This is a genomic window from Paenibacillus sp. 1_12 (genome assembly GCF_900114475.1).
Lineage (GTDB): Bacteria > Bacillota > Bacilli > Paenibacillales > NBRC-103111 > Paenibacillus_S.
Genome location: NZ_FOTE01000002.1, coordinates 800,559 through 817,272, shown reverse-complemented (window position 1 = coordinate 817,272; position 16,714 = coordinate 800,559). Strand labels below are relative to the sequence as shown.

At 45.4% G+C, this 16,714-nt stretch carries 11 protein-coding genes; 6 read left to right on the top strand and 5 right to left on the bottom strand.

Going from position 1 to position 16,714, the window contains the following annotated elements; all coding sequences use genetic code 11:
* Positions 1 to 55: 55 nt before the first annotated feature.
* The 5 genes from BM210_RS07455 to BM210_RS07435 are packed head-to-tail and all read right to left on the bottom strand — an operon-like array spanning position 56 to position 7,316.
* Positions 56 to 2,101: an alpha-amylase family protein gene (locus BM210_RS07455; RefSeq protein WP_091166092.1), complete on the bottom strand. Its 2,046-nt coding sequence runs from the start codon at positions 2,099 to 2,101 to the stop codon at positions 56 to 58.
* 31 nt (positions 2,102 to 2,132) lie between these two features.
* On the bottom strand, positions 2,133 to 3,128 hold the full coding sequence (locus BM210_RS07450; RefSeq protein WP_091166090.1) for a D-2-hydroxyacid dehydrogenase: 996 nt from the start codon (positions 3,126 to 3,128) through the stop codon (positions 2,133 to 2,135).
* Positions 3,129 to 3,185: 57 nt separating this feature from the next.
* Positions 3,186 to 4,064 carry a carbohydrate ABC transporter permease gene (locus BM210_RS07445; protein WP_091166089.1) on the bottom strand — a complete coding sequence of 293 codons (879 nt, stop codon included), beginning with the start codon at positions 4,062 to 4,064 and terminating at the stop codon, positions 3,186 to 3,188.
* Positions 4,065 to 4,091: 27 nt separating this feature from the next.
* On the bottom strand, positions 4,092 to 5,060 hold the full coding sequence (locus BM210_RS07440) for an ABC transporter permease (protein ID WP_091166086.1): 969 nt from the start codon (positions 5,058 to 5,060) through the stop codon (positions 4,092 to 4,094).
* Between the two features lie 30 nt (positions 5,061 to 5,090).
* Complete coding sequence (locus BM210_RS07435; RefSeq protein ID WP_091166085.1) at positions 5,091 to 7,316, bottom strand: helix-turn-helix domain-containing protein; 2,226 nt, start codon at positions 7,314 to 7,316, stop codon at positions 5,091 to 5,093.
* 196 nt (positions 7,317 to 7,512) lie between these two features.
* Between BM210_RS07435 and BM210_RS07430 the strand changes: the two genes are divergently transcribed.
* The 6 genes from BM210_RS07430 (at position 7,513) to BM210_RS07405 (ending at position 16,674) form a co-directional block, all read left to right on the top strand.
* Positions 7,513 to 9,099, top strand: a complete 1,587-nt coding sequence (locus BM210_RS07430) for an extracellular solute-binding protein (RefSeq protein ID WP_091166083.1) — start codon at positions 7,513 to 7,515, stop codon at positions 9,097 to 9,099.
* Between the two features lie 88 nt (positions 9,100 to 9,187).
* Complete coding sequence (locus BM210_RS07425) at positions 9,188 to 11,200, top strand: alpha-amylase family protein (protein ID WP_091166082.1); 2,013 nt, start codon at positions 9,188 to 9,190, stop codon at positions 11,198 to 11,200.
* A 294-nt stretch (positions 11,201 to 11,494) separates the two neighbouring features.
* Positions 11,495 to 12,406, top strand: coding sequence for a hypothetical protein (locus BM210_RS07420; RefSeq protein WP_091166080.1), 912 nt, complete (start codon positions 11,495 to 11,497; stop codon positions 12,404 to 12,406).
* 55 nt (positions 12,407 to 12,461) lie between these two features.
* On the top strand, positions 12,462 to 13,832 hold the full coding sequence (locus BM210_RS07415; protein WP_091166079.1) for an FAD-binding oxidoreductase: 1,371 nt from the start codon (positions 12,462 to 12,464) through the stop codon (positions 13,830 to 13,832).
* Position 13,833: 1 nt separating this feature from the next.
* On the top strand, positions 13,834 to 15,219 hold the full coding sequence (locus tag BM210_RS07410; protein WP_091166077.1) for a (Fe-S)-binding protein: 1,386 nt from the start codon (positions 13,834 to 13,836) through the stop codon (positions 15,217 to 15,219).
* A 15-nt stretch (positions 15,220 to 15,234) separates the two neighbouring features.
* Entirely contained in the window at positions 15,235 to 16,674 is a 1,440-nt protein-coding gene (locus BM210_RS07405) for an FAD-linked oxidase C-terminal domain-containing protein (RefSeq protein ID WP_091166075.1), read from the top strand.
* The last annotated feature ends 40 nt before the right edge of the window (positions 16,675 to 16,714 follow it).

Here is a 16,714-nt window from a genome sequence, read left to right as displayed (position 1 = left end):
CTCCGATAAATTGGGAATTGGTGTTCAGAACCAGTAAAAACTGTGATCGCTTGGTTTAATATTCGATCACAATCGTTTCGAACAACTGCAGCTCTGGCAGCTTGAAAGTGACAGATTGCCCGGACAATACCGTGAAATCTAATAACCGTTTTGATTTCAAGGTATAGATGCTGCTAGGCTTCCGTTCAACAGCAAGTTCAATCTCTATAGATTGAATAGGAATCGGAGGGTGGAAGGCGGTACCCAATTGTCCGCTTAAATTTACCAGATGAATCAGGGTGCTGCCGTCCTCTTTCTTAAGGTGAGAGGCTACCTCGACCGTTGGATAAGTATTGACAAGTAGACTTCGCTCTACCTGAAGCAGATCAATCAAGGCGCTGAGCACCAGTTTGGAGTGAGCATGATTGCTCAGCTTCTCATAATGCTTGCCGATCGTCCAGGGGATGAGGGCTGTGCTGCCCTTGCCATAGGAATGGTGGATAAGCCCCGGTATATCGGTAACGATGGTATAGTAGCATTTTTCCGGAGGACCGAACATGCAGGGAGGGATGTACCTCAGAAAACTCGTGCATTGTGCCTTACAGCGAGCTTGAAAAAATTCATCATACAAGTACATGATGTCCAAATCCTCAAAGCCTTGCAGTCGCTCTTTATCCTCCGGTTTAATGCGGAAATAGGTACCCTGCTGGCGCGGGTAGGTCTGCTCTATACGGTCCACACCCAGCGATGCCAAACGGTATTTCTGGAAAGGTGTCCCTTTCTCGTCGCAGGTTGAGGAGCCACCGGTTGCTAGCAGCTTGCCCCCGGATTGCACATAGCTGTCCAGTACGCTGCATGCGGTCCCGCTCAAATTGCGGGCATCCGGCAGCAGTACGGCTTGATATGGGCTCAGCTTATCCAAGGCCGATGGTTCCTCCAGAATGCTGTCGTGAATGACATCAAATAAAATGTGCTGCTCCGAAAGGATTCGGAATAGTCCCTGAAACTCTTTAATACTTCCGTAATAGCTGCTGTTTTGCGGGAAGATAAGGCATACATCGGAGAGTGATGTGATGTTGGTATAATGACGCTCGTTATCCCGGTGAAAGCCATACAATTCCTTAACGGATTCCATGCACAAGCGGTCATCCTGATTATTTAAGGTTCCAATTACATAAAAGTCCAACCATCCGCCATGGATTAAATCTTGCGCTAATCTGGCGGAGGTATGGTGTGCAGAGACGGCGGAATGGCGCATGGCAAAATCGACAAAATGAACCGCAGAATTACTGACCGCCATGTGCTCCCAGGAGCTCATCACCATGTTGACATGATGAGAGGCTGAGTAATTAAATTCAGGAAGCTGACGGTCGATGCCGGTGTTGGATTCCATCCTGAAAATATCCGTACCCTCGGGAGTATAATTGCAAATTGCAACGTTGGGATTTATGTCTTTCACCGCTTGGGCGCGTCTCCTGAATAATTCGGCTACCGTTTGCTGCTTGAACTTTTCATAATCTCGATAAACGGGATCAAGGCTATCCGCTGTCAGAGGCAGCTGAGGATGACCAAATAATTGTTGAAAACGGGCCTGATCGCTGTCGGATTGACAAATCCCGTAATGATTGTAGCTGTAATCATGAATGACATAACCATGCATATTGATGAATACACCATCAATCGGATATTTTTTGACGGCCTCCGTCATGATCTGGATCGAACCTTCCTGCTGGTACCATCCGTTAAATGCAGTGTGTACTTGACCGTTATAATTGATGGTTTCGCCTTTGACGCTTTTATACAACCATTCGGGATGCTTCAAAGCAATGGCTTCGTTCAATCTGCTGAAGTCAAACCGGGCAATCAACCGCATGCCATTGGCATGAACACGTTCGAGGATTTCCCCGACAAAGTCGTTGACGAGAAGGGGATTGCGATATTGAAAATCGAGCTCCGTAGGATAATTGGCCACGATACCGCCAACATTTAATAAAAGCACATCCGCCGAAAATGGCTTCAAGCTGTTTACAAACTCATCGGGATCTGACAGCACATCAATTTCCCGAAGATTGGTTTGAATTAAACGCATCGGCTTTTCAAGCCACCACTTGTTTATTTTCATTGCATCCTGTCTCCTTTTTATTATTTAAAGCCTAGCCTTTCGTGTAAACATCTCTTTCCGACAATTGATTAACCATAGCTCCTCCCGTACGATAGGCGTGAATATTGTGACGGATGAATTCAAGCGAGCGCCCGTTTCTGTCAGGAACTGCAGGCGTACAGTGTGGAGTAATCAGCGTATGGGGAGCATCCCATAATGGGCTGTCTGCTGGAAGCGGTTCGACTGAAAATGTATCAAGACCCGCCCCGGCAATAGTTCCTTCACGAAGAGCCAACAGCAGTGCATTCTCATCTACAACAGCACCTCGGGCAAGATTAACCAAGAAAGCGGAGGGCTTCATTAATTCAAGCTCTCTTTTACCAATCAAATGGTGAGTTTCGTTCGAAAGAGGCAGCACCAGAGCAACGATATCACTTTCACGCAAAAGCTCATCAAGTGTATCACCGCGGTCTGCGCAGAAGAGCTTGTCAACATGTTCCGGAATTTCGCTTACGCTGCGGCGGTAGCCCAGAACCCGCATATTGAACGCTTTCGCCCGCAAAGCAAGCTCTTTACCTGTATTTCCCAAGCCGAGAATTCCCATCGTCTTTCCATACAAGCCCCGCAGATTGTTTTGACCGGGAATTCCCCACTGATGGACTTGCTGGGCAGCATAGAAAGAGGTGAATTGATAAGTAAGTGCCAACGAAAAATACATGACGTGTTCTGCGAGCACGGGTCCCGAGCGACCTGCGGAGCTGGTTACGATCATCCCCTTCTCGAATACCTCTGGACGAGCTGACTTATTAAGACCGGCATGGTCGCAATGAATCCAACGAAGGTTGGTGGCATTTAGAAAGCGATCATCCAAATCTCCATGAAGCAGCGCAACATCGGCTATCTTGAGAGCCTCTTCGATGCCGGTAGCATCCTTTGTATTGAGATGAATGATATTGGCCGGAGATAAAGCTTCCTTAAGTCGGGCCATTTGACTCTCTGTGTATTCTACTGTTACCAGAACGTTCTTAATTTCCCTTGTACTTGTCATCTTTCCACTCCTTAATTGGTTTATTAGCAATCCATATGATAAAGCCCGGCTGCATGACTAGCCTTTAACAGATCCGAGCATGACGCCTTTGGCAAAATATTTTTGCAGGAACGGATACACGGCTAGAATAGGTAACATCGCTAATACAATTGAAGCCATACGGATTGTTTCCTGTGGGACGAGAACCTCATCAGAGCTGCCTTGCTGACCTACTCCAGAAGCATCAGCTTCAATAACCAACTGTTTGATTAATACCTGAAGCGTCCATTTCTTTGTATCCGATATATAAATGAGAGCATTGAAGTACGTATTCCAATGCTGGACTGCGAAAAATAGTGTAAATGCGGCGATTGCCGGAAGGGAAAGGGGGATGATAATTCTTAGGAATACGCCTATATCTGTACAGCCGTCAATTTTGGCCGAATCCTCCAATTCTGGGTGAATCGACTCCATAAAGCTCTTAACAACAATCAGACTCCAAGCGCTGGTAAGGCTGGGCCAAATCAATGACCAATAGGAGTTCAGCAGGCCCATTTCTTTAACTAAGATATAATTAGGAATGACCCCAGCGTTGAAAAAGAGTGTAAAGATTACAGTGCCTAGGAAAAAATTACGGCCCATCACCCATTTTTTGGTTAAACCGTATGCCATCGTGAACGTAATGATAATGTTGAGTACGGTACCTACAACCGTAATAAATGCAGTGCTTTTCAATGAATTGCCAAAGCTGTCAGTCGTTAAAATATACGCATAGGAGGCCAGAGACCACTTATCAGGAAGTAGATAAAATTTCAATGGCGTATAGGTTGAAGGGTCCGTTAACGAAAGGCTGAGCACATACAAAAAAGGAAACAAACTCACAATAGCAATCAGTCCTAGTAGACTATAATTGAGCCAATCGCCAACCGTCATTGATTTTTGGTGAATAAAACTCATGGGTTCTTCCTCCCTATACGGATGCTGCTAATAAATACCCTCATGCCCGAGTTTCTTGACCACATAATTGGAGATGAGTACGAGAATGAGTCCCACAACTCCCTTGAACATGCCTACTGCGGTGCCAATACTGATATCACCCTGCTGAATCCCCCGATAATATACGTAGGTGTCAAATACGTCTGCGACATCATTCACAAGGGGGTTCATCATAAGCAGGACCTGCTCAAAGCCAACGTCCGCCATATGCCCCAACCGCAAAATAAGCAGAATCACGATTGTCGGCCGGATAGCGGGCAGCGTAATATGCCAGATTTGCCTCAATCTCCCGGCTCCATCAACGACTGCCGCCTCATACCGCTGCGGGTCCACACCAGCAACCGCTGCAAGGAAAATGATCGTGCCCCAGCCGGTTTCCTTCCAGATGTTTTGCAAAGTCAGGATGCCCCAAAAAAATTTAGGCTCCGATAAAAATGAAATCGAATCCATTCCAAGCGAAATCAATAGCTTGTTAATAAAACCAACATCGACGGATAGCGTGAAAAAGGTCATACTTGCTACGACAACCCAAGACAGAAAATGCGGCATATATACGATAGATTGATTTAGCTTCATAAACCACTCATGTCTGACTTCGTTTAGCATAACTGATAAAAGAATTGGTAACGGAAAAAAGAAGATCAAGCTCATCAAGTTAATGAGCAGCGTATTCCGCAATAAAATATAAAAGTGCTTATCGAGAAATAAATTCGAAAAATGCTCAAATCCAACCCATTCACTTCCGCTTATTCCGACAAATGGGTTGTAATTCTGAAAAGCGATGAGCACACCCCACATGGGTAAAAATTTGAAAATAGCGAAATAAATAAAACCTGGTAGGATCAGCATATACACATACCGTCCGGTGACCAGACGCTGCCAAACCTTTCTGTTATGGGTTGACGAAGAGCAAGGGAAGGATAGTCCCGATGGTTTGGTCGATTGTTCCAGGTTCATGGTGTTTCTCCTTTCATCCCACAGACCAAATTACCGGTAGTTGGTTCTGTAATTGCTGGGCGATGTTTTTAACAGACGCTGAAAAACACGATTAAAGGTCCGATGCGAATAACCGACAGCCTCGGCAATTTGGCTAATATTTTGATCAGTGGCTGTTAACAATCTCCGGGCTTCGTTCATTTTACACTCCGTTACATAGTCAATAAACGATTCTCCGAACTCTTTTTTGAACAGACGGCTCAGGTAAGCGGGTGTAATATGAAACAAATCGGCACATTCCGCCAATGAAATTTCCCGAGATACATTATCGACAATATACCTTCGTACTTTTTGAGCGATTATTTTGCCTGAAGTATTGTAGTTTTCGTTGGCGATTTTTTCATATAGAGGAAACAGATACTCACTAAACCAATCACGCATTTCTGCCCGGGTTTCCCGAACTCTGAGCTGGTCGAAAAGGTCATATTCGAGCATATCAGGTATACCGCCGCCCTTGTGCTCAATGGAAGCGATTATTGCAGCCAACAGCATATGATAGCTTTGAGAGCTGATTGCGTAAGATTCAGACGGCTGCAACGAATGAGTAAATTCCTCCATAGATGACTTCGCCTGTATAAGATCACCCAATGCAAGCGACTCGACAATAGAGCTTTCAATTGCGCGTGGATAGCTGAATGGAAGCAGCTTCTGTGTACTTTCCAAGTCAGCAATATATAAGACAGACTCATCCTCTTTATATAAGCGATATTGCAGAGAGAGCTTGGATTCCCGGTATGACACCCGAATATCCGCAATGTGAGGATAAAACCGCCCAATTCCAACAGATACCTGAAGCTTTAAATACTTAAGTAGTGCAGCACGTACCGATTCGGCAAACTGCTTCGTTTCATTGATGTTCGAATTCAGAGAAGCGTTCTTGTCAAAATATAGAATCGCGGTTCCTTGACCCTGATGGTCATGAAGAACGTTACCTCGAAGTGTTGGGTGGCTGGAAAGCAGTTCTCCCATAACATTGGTTACTGCGAAAGTAATCATGGGCTTATCTTCTGGGCGAAAGCGCTCTTCTTTAAACAGCTTTTCAACCTTGACCAGCAATACGACTACATAGGTATGATCCACAGGAATTCCGTATTTGCGGCATTCATCATACAGCGTCGGACTGTGGATGTAATTGCCTGCAAGCCACTGCTGCAGCAGCCTTTCCATAAGCGGCGGAATCGAGCGGTCAAGCTGCTCGCCCAGCGTCTTTTTCTCTATATGGAGATGCTCCACCAATTGCCCAATCGGATTATAGGCTCGTTTTAAGGTAATGACAGTAAGCAAAATGCCGACCGATAGCAGTACAAGCACAGCGGAAATAGTCATCCATCGGATCCATCCCAGTTCTTTTGCAATAGCCTGATTGGGATTTACCGATATGTAAATATTGCCGGATGTGGACTTTATGTACGAGTAATAGAGTGGTTCTCCGTGGGAGTCCTCAGCTTTGAAGCTGTCTTTCTTGCGTTGATCGGATAGGATCGTCTGTATGACTGCTTCATTAAAGTAGGAATGGGTGTCACTGTCTTTCTGAATTTGAAAAAGTACTCTGTGCTGCTCGTCAATAGCAATAATAGACTCGGTTTTGGCCAGCATGGATACATCGGCAACATATTTTTTAATCTGGCTGACATCGACTTGTATAACCAGCAAGCCTTGCGATTCCCCCGAGGAAAGCGTTGGGAGCTTCATAGCAAAGGAAATATATCCATTAAGCTTGCTTTCGAGCAAATAAATCCATTGACCCTGCTGATTGTTTTTTTCCAGCTGTTCGATATCTTTTTTATACTTGAAATCTGCTTTTTGCTGGTGACCTGCTTCGGTAGACAATACAAGCTGAGCGTTATTGTTATAATAATAAATATTTCCAATCAGATTGTTCTGATATTTTTCTAGTGATATTTTATTCAACAGCTCCATTTGGGCCACGTAATTGGTTTGATAATCTGGAAGATTGAAGGAATCCGTGATCATGGAATCAAACGCTAAATGAAATGACCGGTCAACAACGTCGCGCATCACCTTTTCTGTAAACTGCTCGACCATGGTTAGTGATGTCTGGTTATCGGATTGAATACTTTCAATTCCTCCTTTCATTGAGAACTGGTAATACACAAAACCCGCCAACATAATTGGCACGCATACCGAGAGGCAACCAAACCAAATAAATCGGTAGAAATAAGTAGCTTTCATTCCATGAACATCCCGAATATTCATTAGCTATCATCTCCCGTACAATCAATATAACAAGATATGGAGTGGGCAGATATAGACAATATTTGATATTAGTGAAAGTGCTTACAGTGATGAGGATATCCTTGCAACAACGTAAAATTTGTCTATTGAGTGCCTGCCCCCTCCGGTTTACTATGAGGTTATGCTTGACACATTTAATTAATGAGGGGATGAACGAATGGGGCTAAATTATCCAAAACGTATGCGTGGACCGACAATGAAGGTAGCCATTAGTTCCGCGCTGGCTCTGCTTCTCTTGGCAGGCTGCAGCGGCAGTCCAAATACGGCTATACCGACAAATCCAATAGAACCGCCAAGCAGTAAGTCGCCTGAAACGAAGCCAGCCAGCCCGCTGGAGATTCAAATGACAGCGCGCTTGTTCGAGGAAGCGCCCAATATGGAAAACTCCTATTGGAAAGAGTTTATGAAACGAACCAATACCAAATTAAACATTGAATGGATCCCTGACGGCGACTATACGACCAAATTAAACCTGATTCTTGCCTCAGGAAATATTCCCGAAGTCCTTGTAATTAATAACCTCAAACACCCGCCAGTAGTTAATGCGGTCAGGAATGGGGCATTTTGGGATCTCACGCCGATTCTGGGTGATTTCAGCAAATACCCGAATTTGAAAAATTATTCAGCTCCTGATTCCTGGATTACCAGCCGTATTATCGGTAAAAATTATGCAATTCCCAAAAATCGTCCACAGCTGTCCGGTGGTCCAAAAATTCGAAAGGATTGGTTGGATAAGTTGGGTATCCCGATGCCGCAGACTATGGACGAATACCGCATCGCTCTGAAAAAGATTGTGGATGCCGATATTGACGGCAATGGCAAGAAGGATACGATAGGGCTTGTATCCAAGGCTAGCCTGTTTTCTGGAAGCGCCGGCGGATTTGGCGATGCCTTCGGCATGGGAAAACCTACCTTTGATCCGGATGGCGGACTTATTTATGAGCAATTGACTCCGCAGTATGCCGATATGATCGCCTGGCTGAGGGATCTTTATTCAGATGGGGTGCTGGCCAAGGAATTCGCAGTTATGAAGCCTACACAGGCGGTTGAGCTCTTTGAAGCCGGTAAAGCTGCGTCATTGATTAATGAAAGCTTTCGTTGGGATTATTCGTTTATGAGCACGATTAAGAAAGTACAGCCTGAAGCTATTGTAGATACCGTTCCTCCTCTTCAAGGACTCAATGGATATGCTGTTCGCTATTCGACTGGAGTGGACGGAGCTTTTCTTATTTCGAAAAAGGTTCCCGAAGAAAAAGTCAGGCGAATCTTGGATTTCTTCGAACTGACAAACAGCAAAGAATATTACGATTTTTCGGTCAACGGTATTGAAGGTATTCATTATAACAAGGTAAACGGTGAAATCGTCTTAACGGATCTGCATAAGAAAGAAGTGGGTTCTACCTCACCGTGGCAGCCTATTACCTTATTCTTTGATAAGTTTGGAAAAATAGTCACACCGGTAGCTCCAAAGGAATATAACGATGCGAAAATCAAGCTGGTTGAATCGCAGGGTTACTTGACGAAGGGTGTTATTAGTCCATTCAGCGTTATTGACTCGAGTACGTGGATTGCCACTTGGCCTAAATTTCAGCAGGAATGGACCTCGATGTCAGTAAAAGCCATAGTTGGCCAAATCTCCATGGATGAATATAAGGCTTACGTGAAAAAAATCAACGATGATCCGAACATTAAGAAGTCTTACCAAGAATTTGCTAAGGATTATAAAGAAACGTTTGGGAAATGAGACTTCCCTGCTAAACCCTTCCTATAGGATGGGCGCTTAGATGGAGTTAATACATGGATGATAACTTTTATTCGGAGGCGAAGCTTATATGGGTGAGCAACAAAAATGGTGGATCAATCGGCCATGGCGCGAAATTCAAACGAATTTACGTGAGATCGATATGCTAGACATTAACGCCGAGCAATTTGTTGCAGATCTACAGGAATTCAAAGCTAATGTTGTGATGATCAATGCAGCAGGCATTATTGCCAGCTATCCGACGAGTCTGCCGTTTCATTTTCAAAGTCCATATTTAACGGGTGACAGCTTGAAGGATATTATTGCCGCTTGCCATAAAGCAGATATTAAAGTTTTTGCCAGAACCGACTTTTCCAAGGTCCGTCGGCCGATCTATGAAACTCATCCCGAATGGGCCTATGTCAGTCAGAAGGGTGAGATTATTGATTATAACGGCGATGTACACGTTTGCTTGAACGGAGATTACCAACAGCATTATGCTCCACAAATAATTAAAGAAGCGATAACGACACACGATTTTGACGGTATCTTCTTTAACATGGGCGGATACCAAGTAAAGGATTACAGCTACCGGTATTATGGCATATGCCACTGCGACAGCTGCAAACGGGGATTTGCCGAGATGTTCGACGCTCCGCTACCAAAGGTTGAGGATGCAAGTGATCCGCTGTTTCAAAAATATATGATCTTTAAACAAAAAACGCTGAAGGATTATGCGGTTAAAATGCATCAGGTGATTCTAGGGGTACGTCCCGATATATGCATCGCCAATAATTTTGAATTAAAGGAGGGCATGATTCGGCAGGAGTCCAACACGGCCTTGGATCGTCCGCTGCCTCATTGGCAGTATAGCGCATCCGACAATACCAAATGGGCGGTAAGTTCTTATCCTGAGATGGTATCCAGTAACACAACGGTCGATTTCCCCGACTATTATCATAGGCATGTTTCGGTTTCACCGTTCCAGCAGAAGCTGCGTTTGGCTCAAAATCTTGCGAATGGAGGAGGTCTGGATTACTACATAATGGGACGTCTTGATAATAAAGAGGATAAATCCGGGTATGAAGGGATCAAGGAAATCTTCCATTATCACGCGGAGCATGGCGAGGAGTACCTGAATATCAGCTCCAATTCAACGATTGCTTTATTGAACGGGCCTTCAGCCAATCAAGCCGAATACCGTGGCTGGTTCCGCTTCTTGACGGAAAATCATTATGTTTTCGATACCTTAGTCGTTCAGAATGCATTGAATCTTTCTTGGGATAAATATAAGGCGATTATTGTTCCCGATTACCAGCCGCTTAGCGATGAATTTACCGCTAGATTGGATGCGTTCACACACGCAGGGGGAGTCGTTATTTCGGTATGTCGCAGTGGCTTCACCAATGAAGCTTATATTGCCAGAAATACTCCGCCGTTAAAAAGCTTAGGCATTGATAAAATTAGCTCCGTGCGTGAGGACAATCGTTCGGTATATTTCAAAGTGGATCATAAAGACCAATTTACACGCTTCCCGGTCAGTGATCTGATTTATTTGGACAGTCATTACGTATTCGCTGAGTACAACGATCAGACGGAAGCCTTCTTTAAAATGATTCCACCTCATATGTTCGGACCACCGGAGCGCTGCTACTATACTCAGGTTACCGATCATCCCGGGTTTACTGTAAGTGCATACGGCAAGGGGCTCGGCATATTTATTCCGTGGAAACCGGGTGAGCTGTTCCATAGACAAGGCTATACGAATACTATTGAATTCGTGGCTGATCTACTTGAGCATGTGGCTGGATTAAAGCCTATTCAAGGAAATCTCCCGCCGATGGTCGAGGCTACGTTGTTTGAACAGAAGGGCCGTAACTCCACACTGCTTCATCTGGTGAATGGAACCGGGCATTTCGGGGCTACCTTTTATGAACCGGTTACACTTTCTGATCTAGAAGTGACCTTTCCGGCTGCCGAGGCCCCACAATCCGTTGTAAGCTTAATTAACGGAAGCGATTGTGAGCATGAATACCGCGATGGCCAGCTTACGATTAAGCTAAGCAAGCTGGGATTGTTCGATGCGATTAAGATTTCGCTCTAACCCATAAGGTAGGGTGTATCCGACCACATGATGTTGTTGAATTTCAACAATCGGCAGTCGGGTACACTTTTTTACATTGACATAATCTTATCATTATGGGAATATATTCTTAATATCCCATATTGAACAATGTTCATAATAATGAACAAAAGAGGGCGATACCTAATAATAAAAAGAGGGACAATGAAAATATAATCGATTATCATGTTGGAATTGTAAGTAATCCATTGGAGATTTTAAGCTTGCTCCCGCAGCGGAAAAAATGCCAGTATTACTTTCAGGAGTTGTTGCAAATTGAAAGAGGACATTCATCTTTATATGAAAATTGGAATTGTTCATCATACGGCATTTCCTTTAGCAGGTTCGAAATCCGGAGGCACTTTGGAATCGATAACGGACATCGTGAGTGACCATTTCTTTGATGCAATAGAAATTACATCCATTCATGATTCAAACGAACGGACGGAAGTCAAGCAAACTTTGTTGAGCGGCGGAATGATGGTTTGTTTTAATGCTATACCGCAACGATTAACAAAACCGCTCAATCTAGGGAGTGTTATTGAACACGAAAGGCATTCAGCCATACAAATGATAAAAGAAGCAGTTGACGAGGCTTATGAGATGAATGCTGAAATATTTACTATTTCGGATGATTTTATTTCTGAAGCCTTTTTTCATGAACACGCTGTCCGAGCTTTAAATGAATCTTTTAAAGAAATCTATCGTCATGCAGCTTTGAAAGGAACTATGAAGGTAGCTTATCGGCCTCCTTTTTCAACAGTGTCTCATAGTGTTACCGGAAAATTTCCTAGAATAGAGCAAGATCAATTTGGTTTTTTGATCGATCTAGATCATCTACCAGTCAATTACGAGATGAATGATAAGAATATGAAATATATAAAAAAACATTTGCTCTACTCCCGAATGGGAAACTGCTGCAAGATAGGTCGATACAATCAATTAATGGGTAAGACGCCACATCAAAGAAATCAGTTCACTGCTGTTCATGCAGACCAGCTGTTGCATTTTTTACGGAATCTTTATAAATTCGATTACATAGGGGAAGGCAATCAAGGTGTGCTTTCTTTAAATGTAAAAACGATGGACTACGAATCCCCGCATTCTGTAATTGCAAACGGAAAACGTACCCTCCTCGAAGCTTGGAGGATTTTGCAGCTCAATCAGACGATTTGGCCCAATTGCTGACGAATGCTCATTATTAAGGGAATACTTATCTGAAAAGCACTTGGAGGGTTATCAAATGGATAGCACCAAAGCTAAGTTGGAAAACGGACAAATCAGTTCAACTTTGAAACGGATAGTCGGTGGAAATAATATCTTACCGGGTGACAGTAACCGTTCGGAATACCGTATAAACGCTCGTCTGAAAGCGCTGCCAGAAAACGAAAAGCAGGTTGCTGAAATACTTTGCTTTGCTGATGAGCACCGGTTATCGGTTGCTCCTCAAGGAGGAGGCACGAAAGATGCGTATGGTCAATCCGCTAAATCGATTGATTTGGTGCTCTCCCTGAAAGCCATGTCCGGTGTGCTGGAGCATTCAGCCGGCGACTTAATGGTTACTGTCCTTGCCGGCACCACTCTGCGGGAACTACAGGCGACGTTGAAAGCAGCCGGACAGTTTTTACCGTTGGATGCAGCATGGGACGATCAATCGACGATTGGAGGCATCGTTAATTCCGGTGCTTCGGGACCCCGTCGGGCCGGTTATGGCTCCGTTCGTGATTTTCTCATCGCTTCCCGGATTGTTTATCCGAATGGCCAAGTCATCCGTACAGGAGCTAAGGTAGTGAAAAATGTCGCAGGCTACGATATGAATAAGCTCTTTATCGGATCAATGGGTACATTGGGTGTACATACCGAATTTACTTTTAAAATCAGGCCTATTCCGGCGGGACAGTGTCTGATGATTATAGGGAATGCCCATGTCGAGACGCTGCGAACCTTCCAGAATATACTGTTGGATTCTCATCTTGAGCCATGTGTATTTGAATGGGTGAACAAAGAGACCGTCAAATTAATCGGAATCGAAACGCAGGGACCTGCCGTCCTTCTTGGATTTGCTGATGTATGGCCTTCGGTTGATGAGCAATTTCGCCATGTTCAGCAGCTATGTCAGGAGTTAGGGGCTACGGTAATGTCAGAGCTTCGCGGAGCCGAGGAATTTGAGTCCGCACTTTCTGTGTTACGGAACATCCTGCCTAATTCTAACCTTATGGAAGACGGCGAATCGGTAGTCTCAATGAAGATGATGGGCAAGCTTACCGATGTGCAGGCGATGTATGAGGCCGCCGAAGCGAGGGCTGCACAGTATGGTTTATCCTTGAAATTTAGTGGCGGAGCTTTAAGTGGAATCGCTAGGGCGACGGTAAAAACGGCAGGAGAAGATAAAGCAGACCTTTACAGGAGCCTCACCACTTGGATCCGTAATATGCAAAGCGATATGAGAAATATTGGTGTGAGGACTGTTGTAGACTTCGCTCCCGGTTCGATTCGCAATCAGATGTCAATTTGGGACGAGACTACCGCTGATCAAAAAATTATGCGAGGGATCAAGATGACAATCGATCCGAATGAAATACTAAATCCTAGCCGAATTATGGGAGGATTATAACATGTCAAACCACTCGAAAACCATAACCCCGGAAAAAATAATGTTTCCGAAATCGAATTATGTTTGGGAAGACTCACCGGATCCCGCCAAATTTTCCGAATGCGTACATTGCGGAATGTGCCTGGAAGCTTGTCCGACTTACCAGCAGACGGGGCTCGAAGCCCACTCGCCGCGCGGAAGAGTATATTTGATCAAGTCGGTCGCGGAGGGGAAGCTGGAATTGAATGATTTTTTCGCAGACCCTGTCAATACTTGCCTGGATTGCCGCGCTTGTGAAACGGCATGCCCATCGGGTGTACAAGTAGGCGCATTGGTAGAGGAAGCACGCGGACAGCTTTACAAAGCGGACCCACCCTCCGGCTTTTCGGGATTCATCAACAAGCTCTTTTTACGCGGACTTTTTCCTTATGCCTCCAGAATGAGGATACTATCATTCCTTACGAGGTTCTATCAACGTTCAGGTCTAAGGTATTTGGCAAGAGGGACCAGTCTGCTCCGTATCCTACCTAAGCATCTGCAGGAAATGGAACGCGCGCTTCCTGATCTAAAAGCCAAGCCTGTTTTGGGAAGAGTCGAAGAACTGCTGGCTCCAATCGGAACTAAGAGAGCGAGAGTCGCAGTGCTTACCGGTTGTGTGATGGATGCAGTATTCGCGGATATTAATGAAGCGACCATCAACGTGCTTCGTCATAACGGCTGCGAGGTCTGGATTCCCCAGAACCAGTCCTGCTGCGGTGCTTTGCACGTACATGCCGGTGACAGAGATATGGCTAAGCAGTTGGCCAAGCAAAACATTGATACTTTCCTATCCGAGGAAATCGACGCGGTTATTATTAACGCCGCAGGATGCGGGTCCACCTTGAAGGAATATGGAGAATTGTTAAAATCGGACCCGGAATACGCGGGAAAGGCACACCTTTTTGCTGAAAAGACTATTGACGTATCTAGTTTCCTCGACAAACTTGGATTAATTCCGCCAAAGGGCGAGCTTGATATGACCATCACTTATCACGACGCTTGTCATCTGGCCCATGCTCAGGGTATTCGCGTAGAGCCTCGGAGACTGCTTGAATCCGTTTCGGGCATCAAGCTCGTTCCGCTGCCGGATTCTGACCGCTGCTGCGGAAGTGCCGGAATCTACAATCTGACGCATCCGGAGATGGCCGGAGAGCTGCTTGATCGTAAAATGGCCGACCTTCCAAGCGGCTGCGATGCTGTGGTTATGGGAAATCCGGGCTGCATGATGCAATTTATGGTCGGCGTTGTGCGTCATGACCGATCCGAACAAATCCTCCACACGGTGCAGCTTTTGGACTGGGCTTATCGGGAGCAGGGAGTTAAGTTATCGAAGCAACCAGACAAAGTCGGACGTTCCGAAGTGTCTTAAGGAGGGAGTTGCCCAATGGATTCGCAGACAAAAGCATCTATAATCAAGCGATTCGAGCAAATTGTTGGTCCGCGTGCTGTCCTGCACCGCTACGAGGATCTTCTTGCCTATGAATGCGATGGATACACCGTTCATAAAGGAGTGCCTTCCCTTGTGGTTTTTCCTAAATCCACACAGGAAGTTTCCGAAGTGGTCCAGATTTTGTACCAAAACCGGATTCCATATCTTCCAAGAGGAGCAGGAACGGGGTTAAGTGGCGGCGCAACGGCTTTGAACGGTGAGGTCATTATTAGTTTAGTCCGCATGAACAAGCTTATTGATGTGGATTACCTTAACAAGAGGGCTGTGGTACAGCCGGGCTTCATTAATCTCAAGCTATCCAACTCCATTTCCTCTAAAGGCTATTACTATGCTCCTGACCCGTCCAGTCAAGCCGCGTGCACGATTGGAGGCAATGTGGGCGAGAATGCAGGAGGCGCGCACTGCCTGAAATACGGCGTCACCACTAACCATGTTATCGGTTTAGAATTAGTTTTGCCCGACGGAGAAATTGTACAGATCGGGGGCGTTCCGGATGCTCCGGGTTATGATCTGCTAGGATTTATTACTGGGTCCGAAGGCACGATGGGTATCGTAACTGAAATTACGGTGCGTATTCTTAAGAAACCCGAAGGTATCCTTACCGTACTTGCCTTGTATGATGAAGTTGATGACGCAAGTCAAGCCGTTTCTGATATCATTGCCGCCGGAATCGTTCCGGCAGCTTTGGAGATGATGGATCGGACTGCCATTGAAGGGGTGGAATCGGGAAACTACCCGGTTGGGTATCCTCGTGATCTGGGGGCTGTATTGATTGTTGAGGTGGATGGTATCGCCGCGGGATTGCAGGAACAAATTGACCATGTCATCGAAGTGTGCCGTAGATACAGGGTTCGTGAAGTGCGTCAAGCGAAAAATCCGGAGGAACGGGCACGCTGGTGGGCGAACCGCAAGACGGCATTCGGCGCTATGGGTACCATTTCCCCTGACTATCTAGTACAGGATGGTGTTATCCCCCGCAGTAAGCTGCCTGAAGTGCTTAGCAGAATCGGGGAGGTCAGCCGAAAATACAACCTTCGTATTGCAAACGTGTTTCATGCGGGCGACGGAAATCTGCATCCGTTAATTCTCTACAATTCCAAAATGGACGGAGAGACGCAGCGTGCGATCCAAGCTGGCTCGGAGGTTTTAAAGGTCTGTGCCGATGTAGGCGGGTCCATCACCGGTGAGCATGGAGTCGGCGTAGAAAAAATGGAGGATATGCGGTTCATTTTTACTGAAGAGGAAATGGAAGCGCAGATCCGAATACGGGACGTTTTCAATCCTGATAATCTGTGCAATCCCGGGAAGATATTCCCTAAACCGGCTCGATGCGTCGAATTGAAGCAGCCTAAAGTCGCGTATGCAAATTCCTAATCCAAATAGAGCCTTCCGTAACCGGTTGCCTGAGCAACCG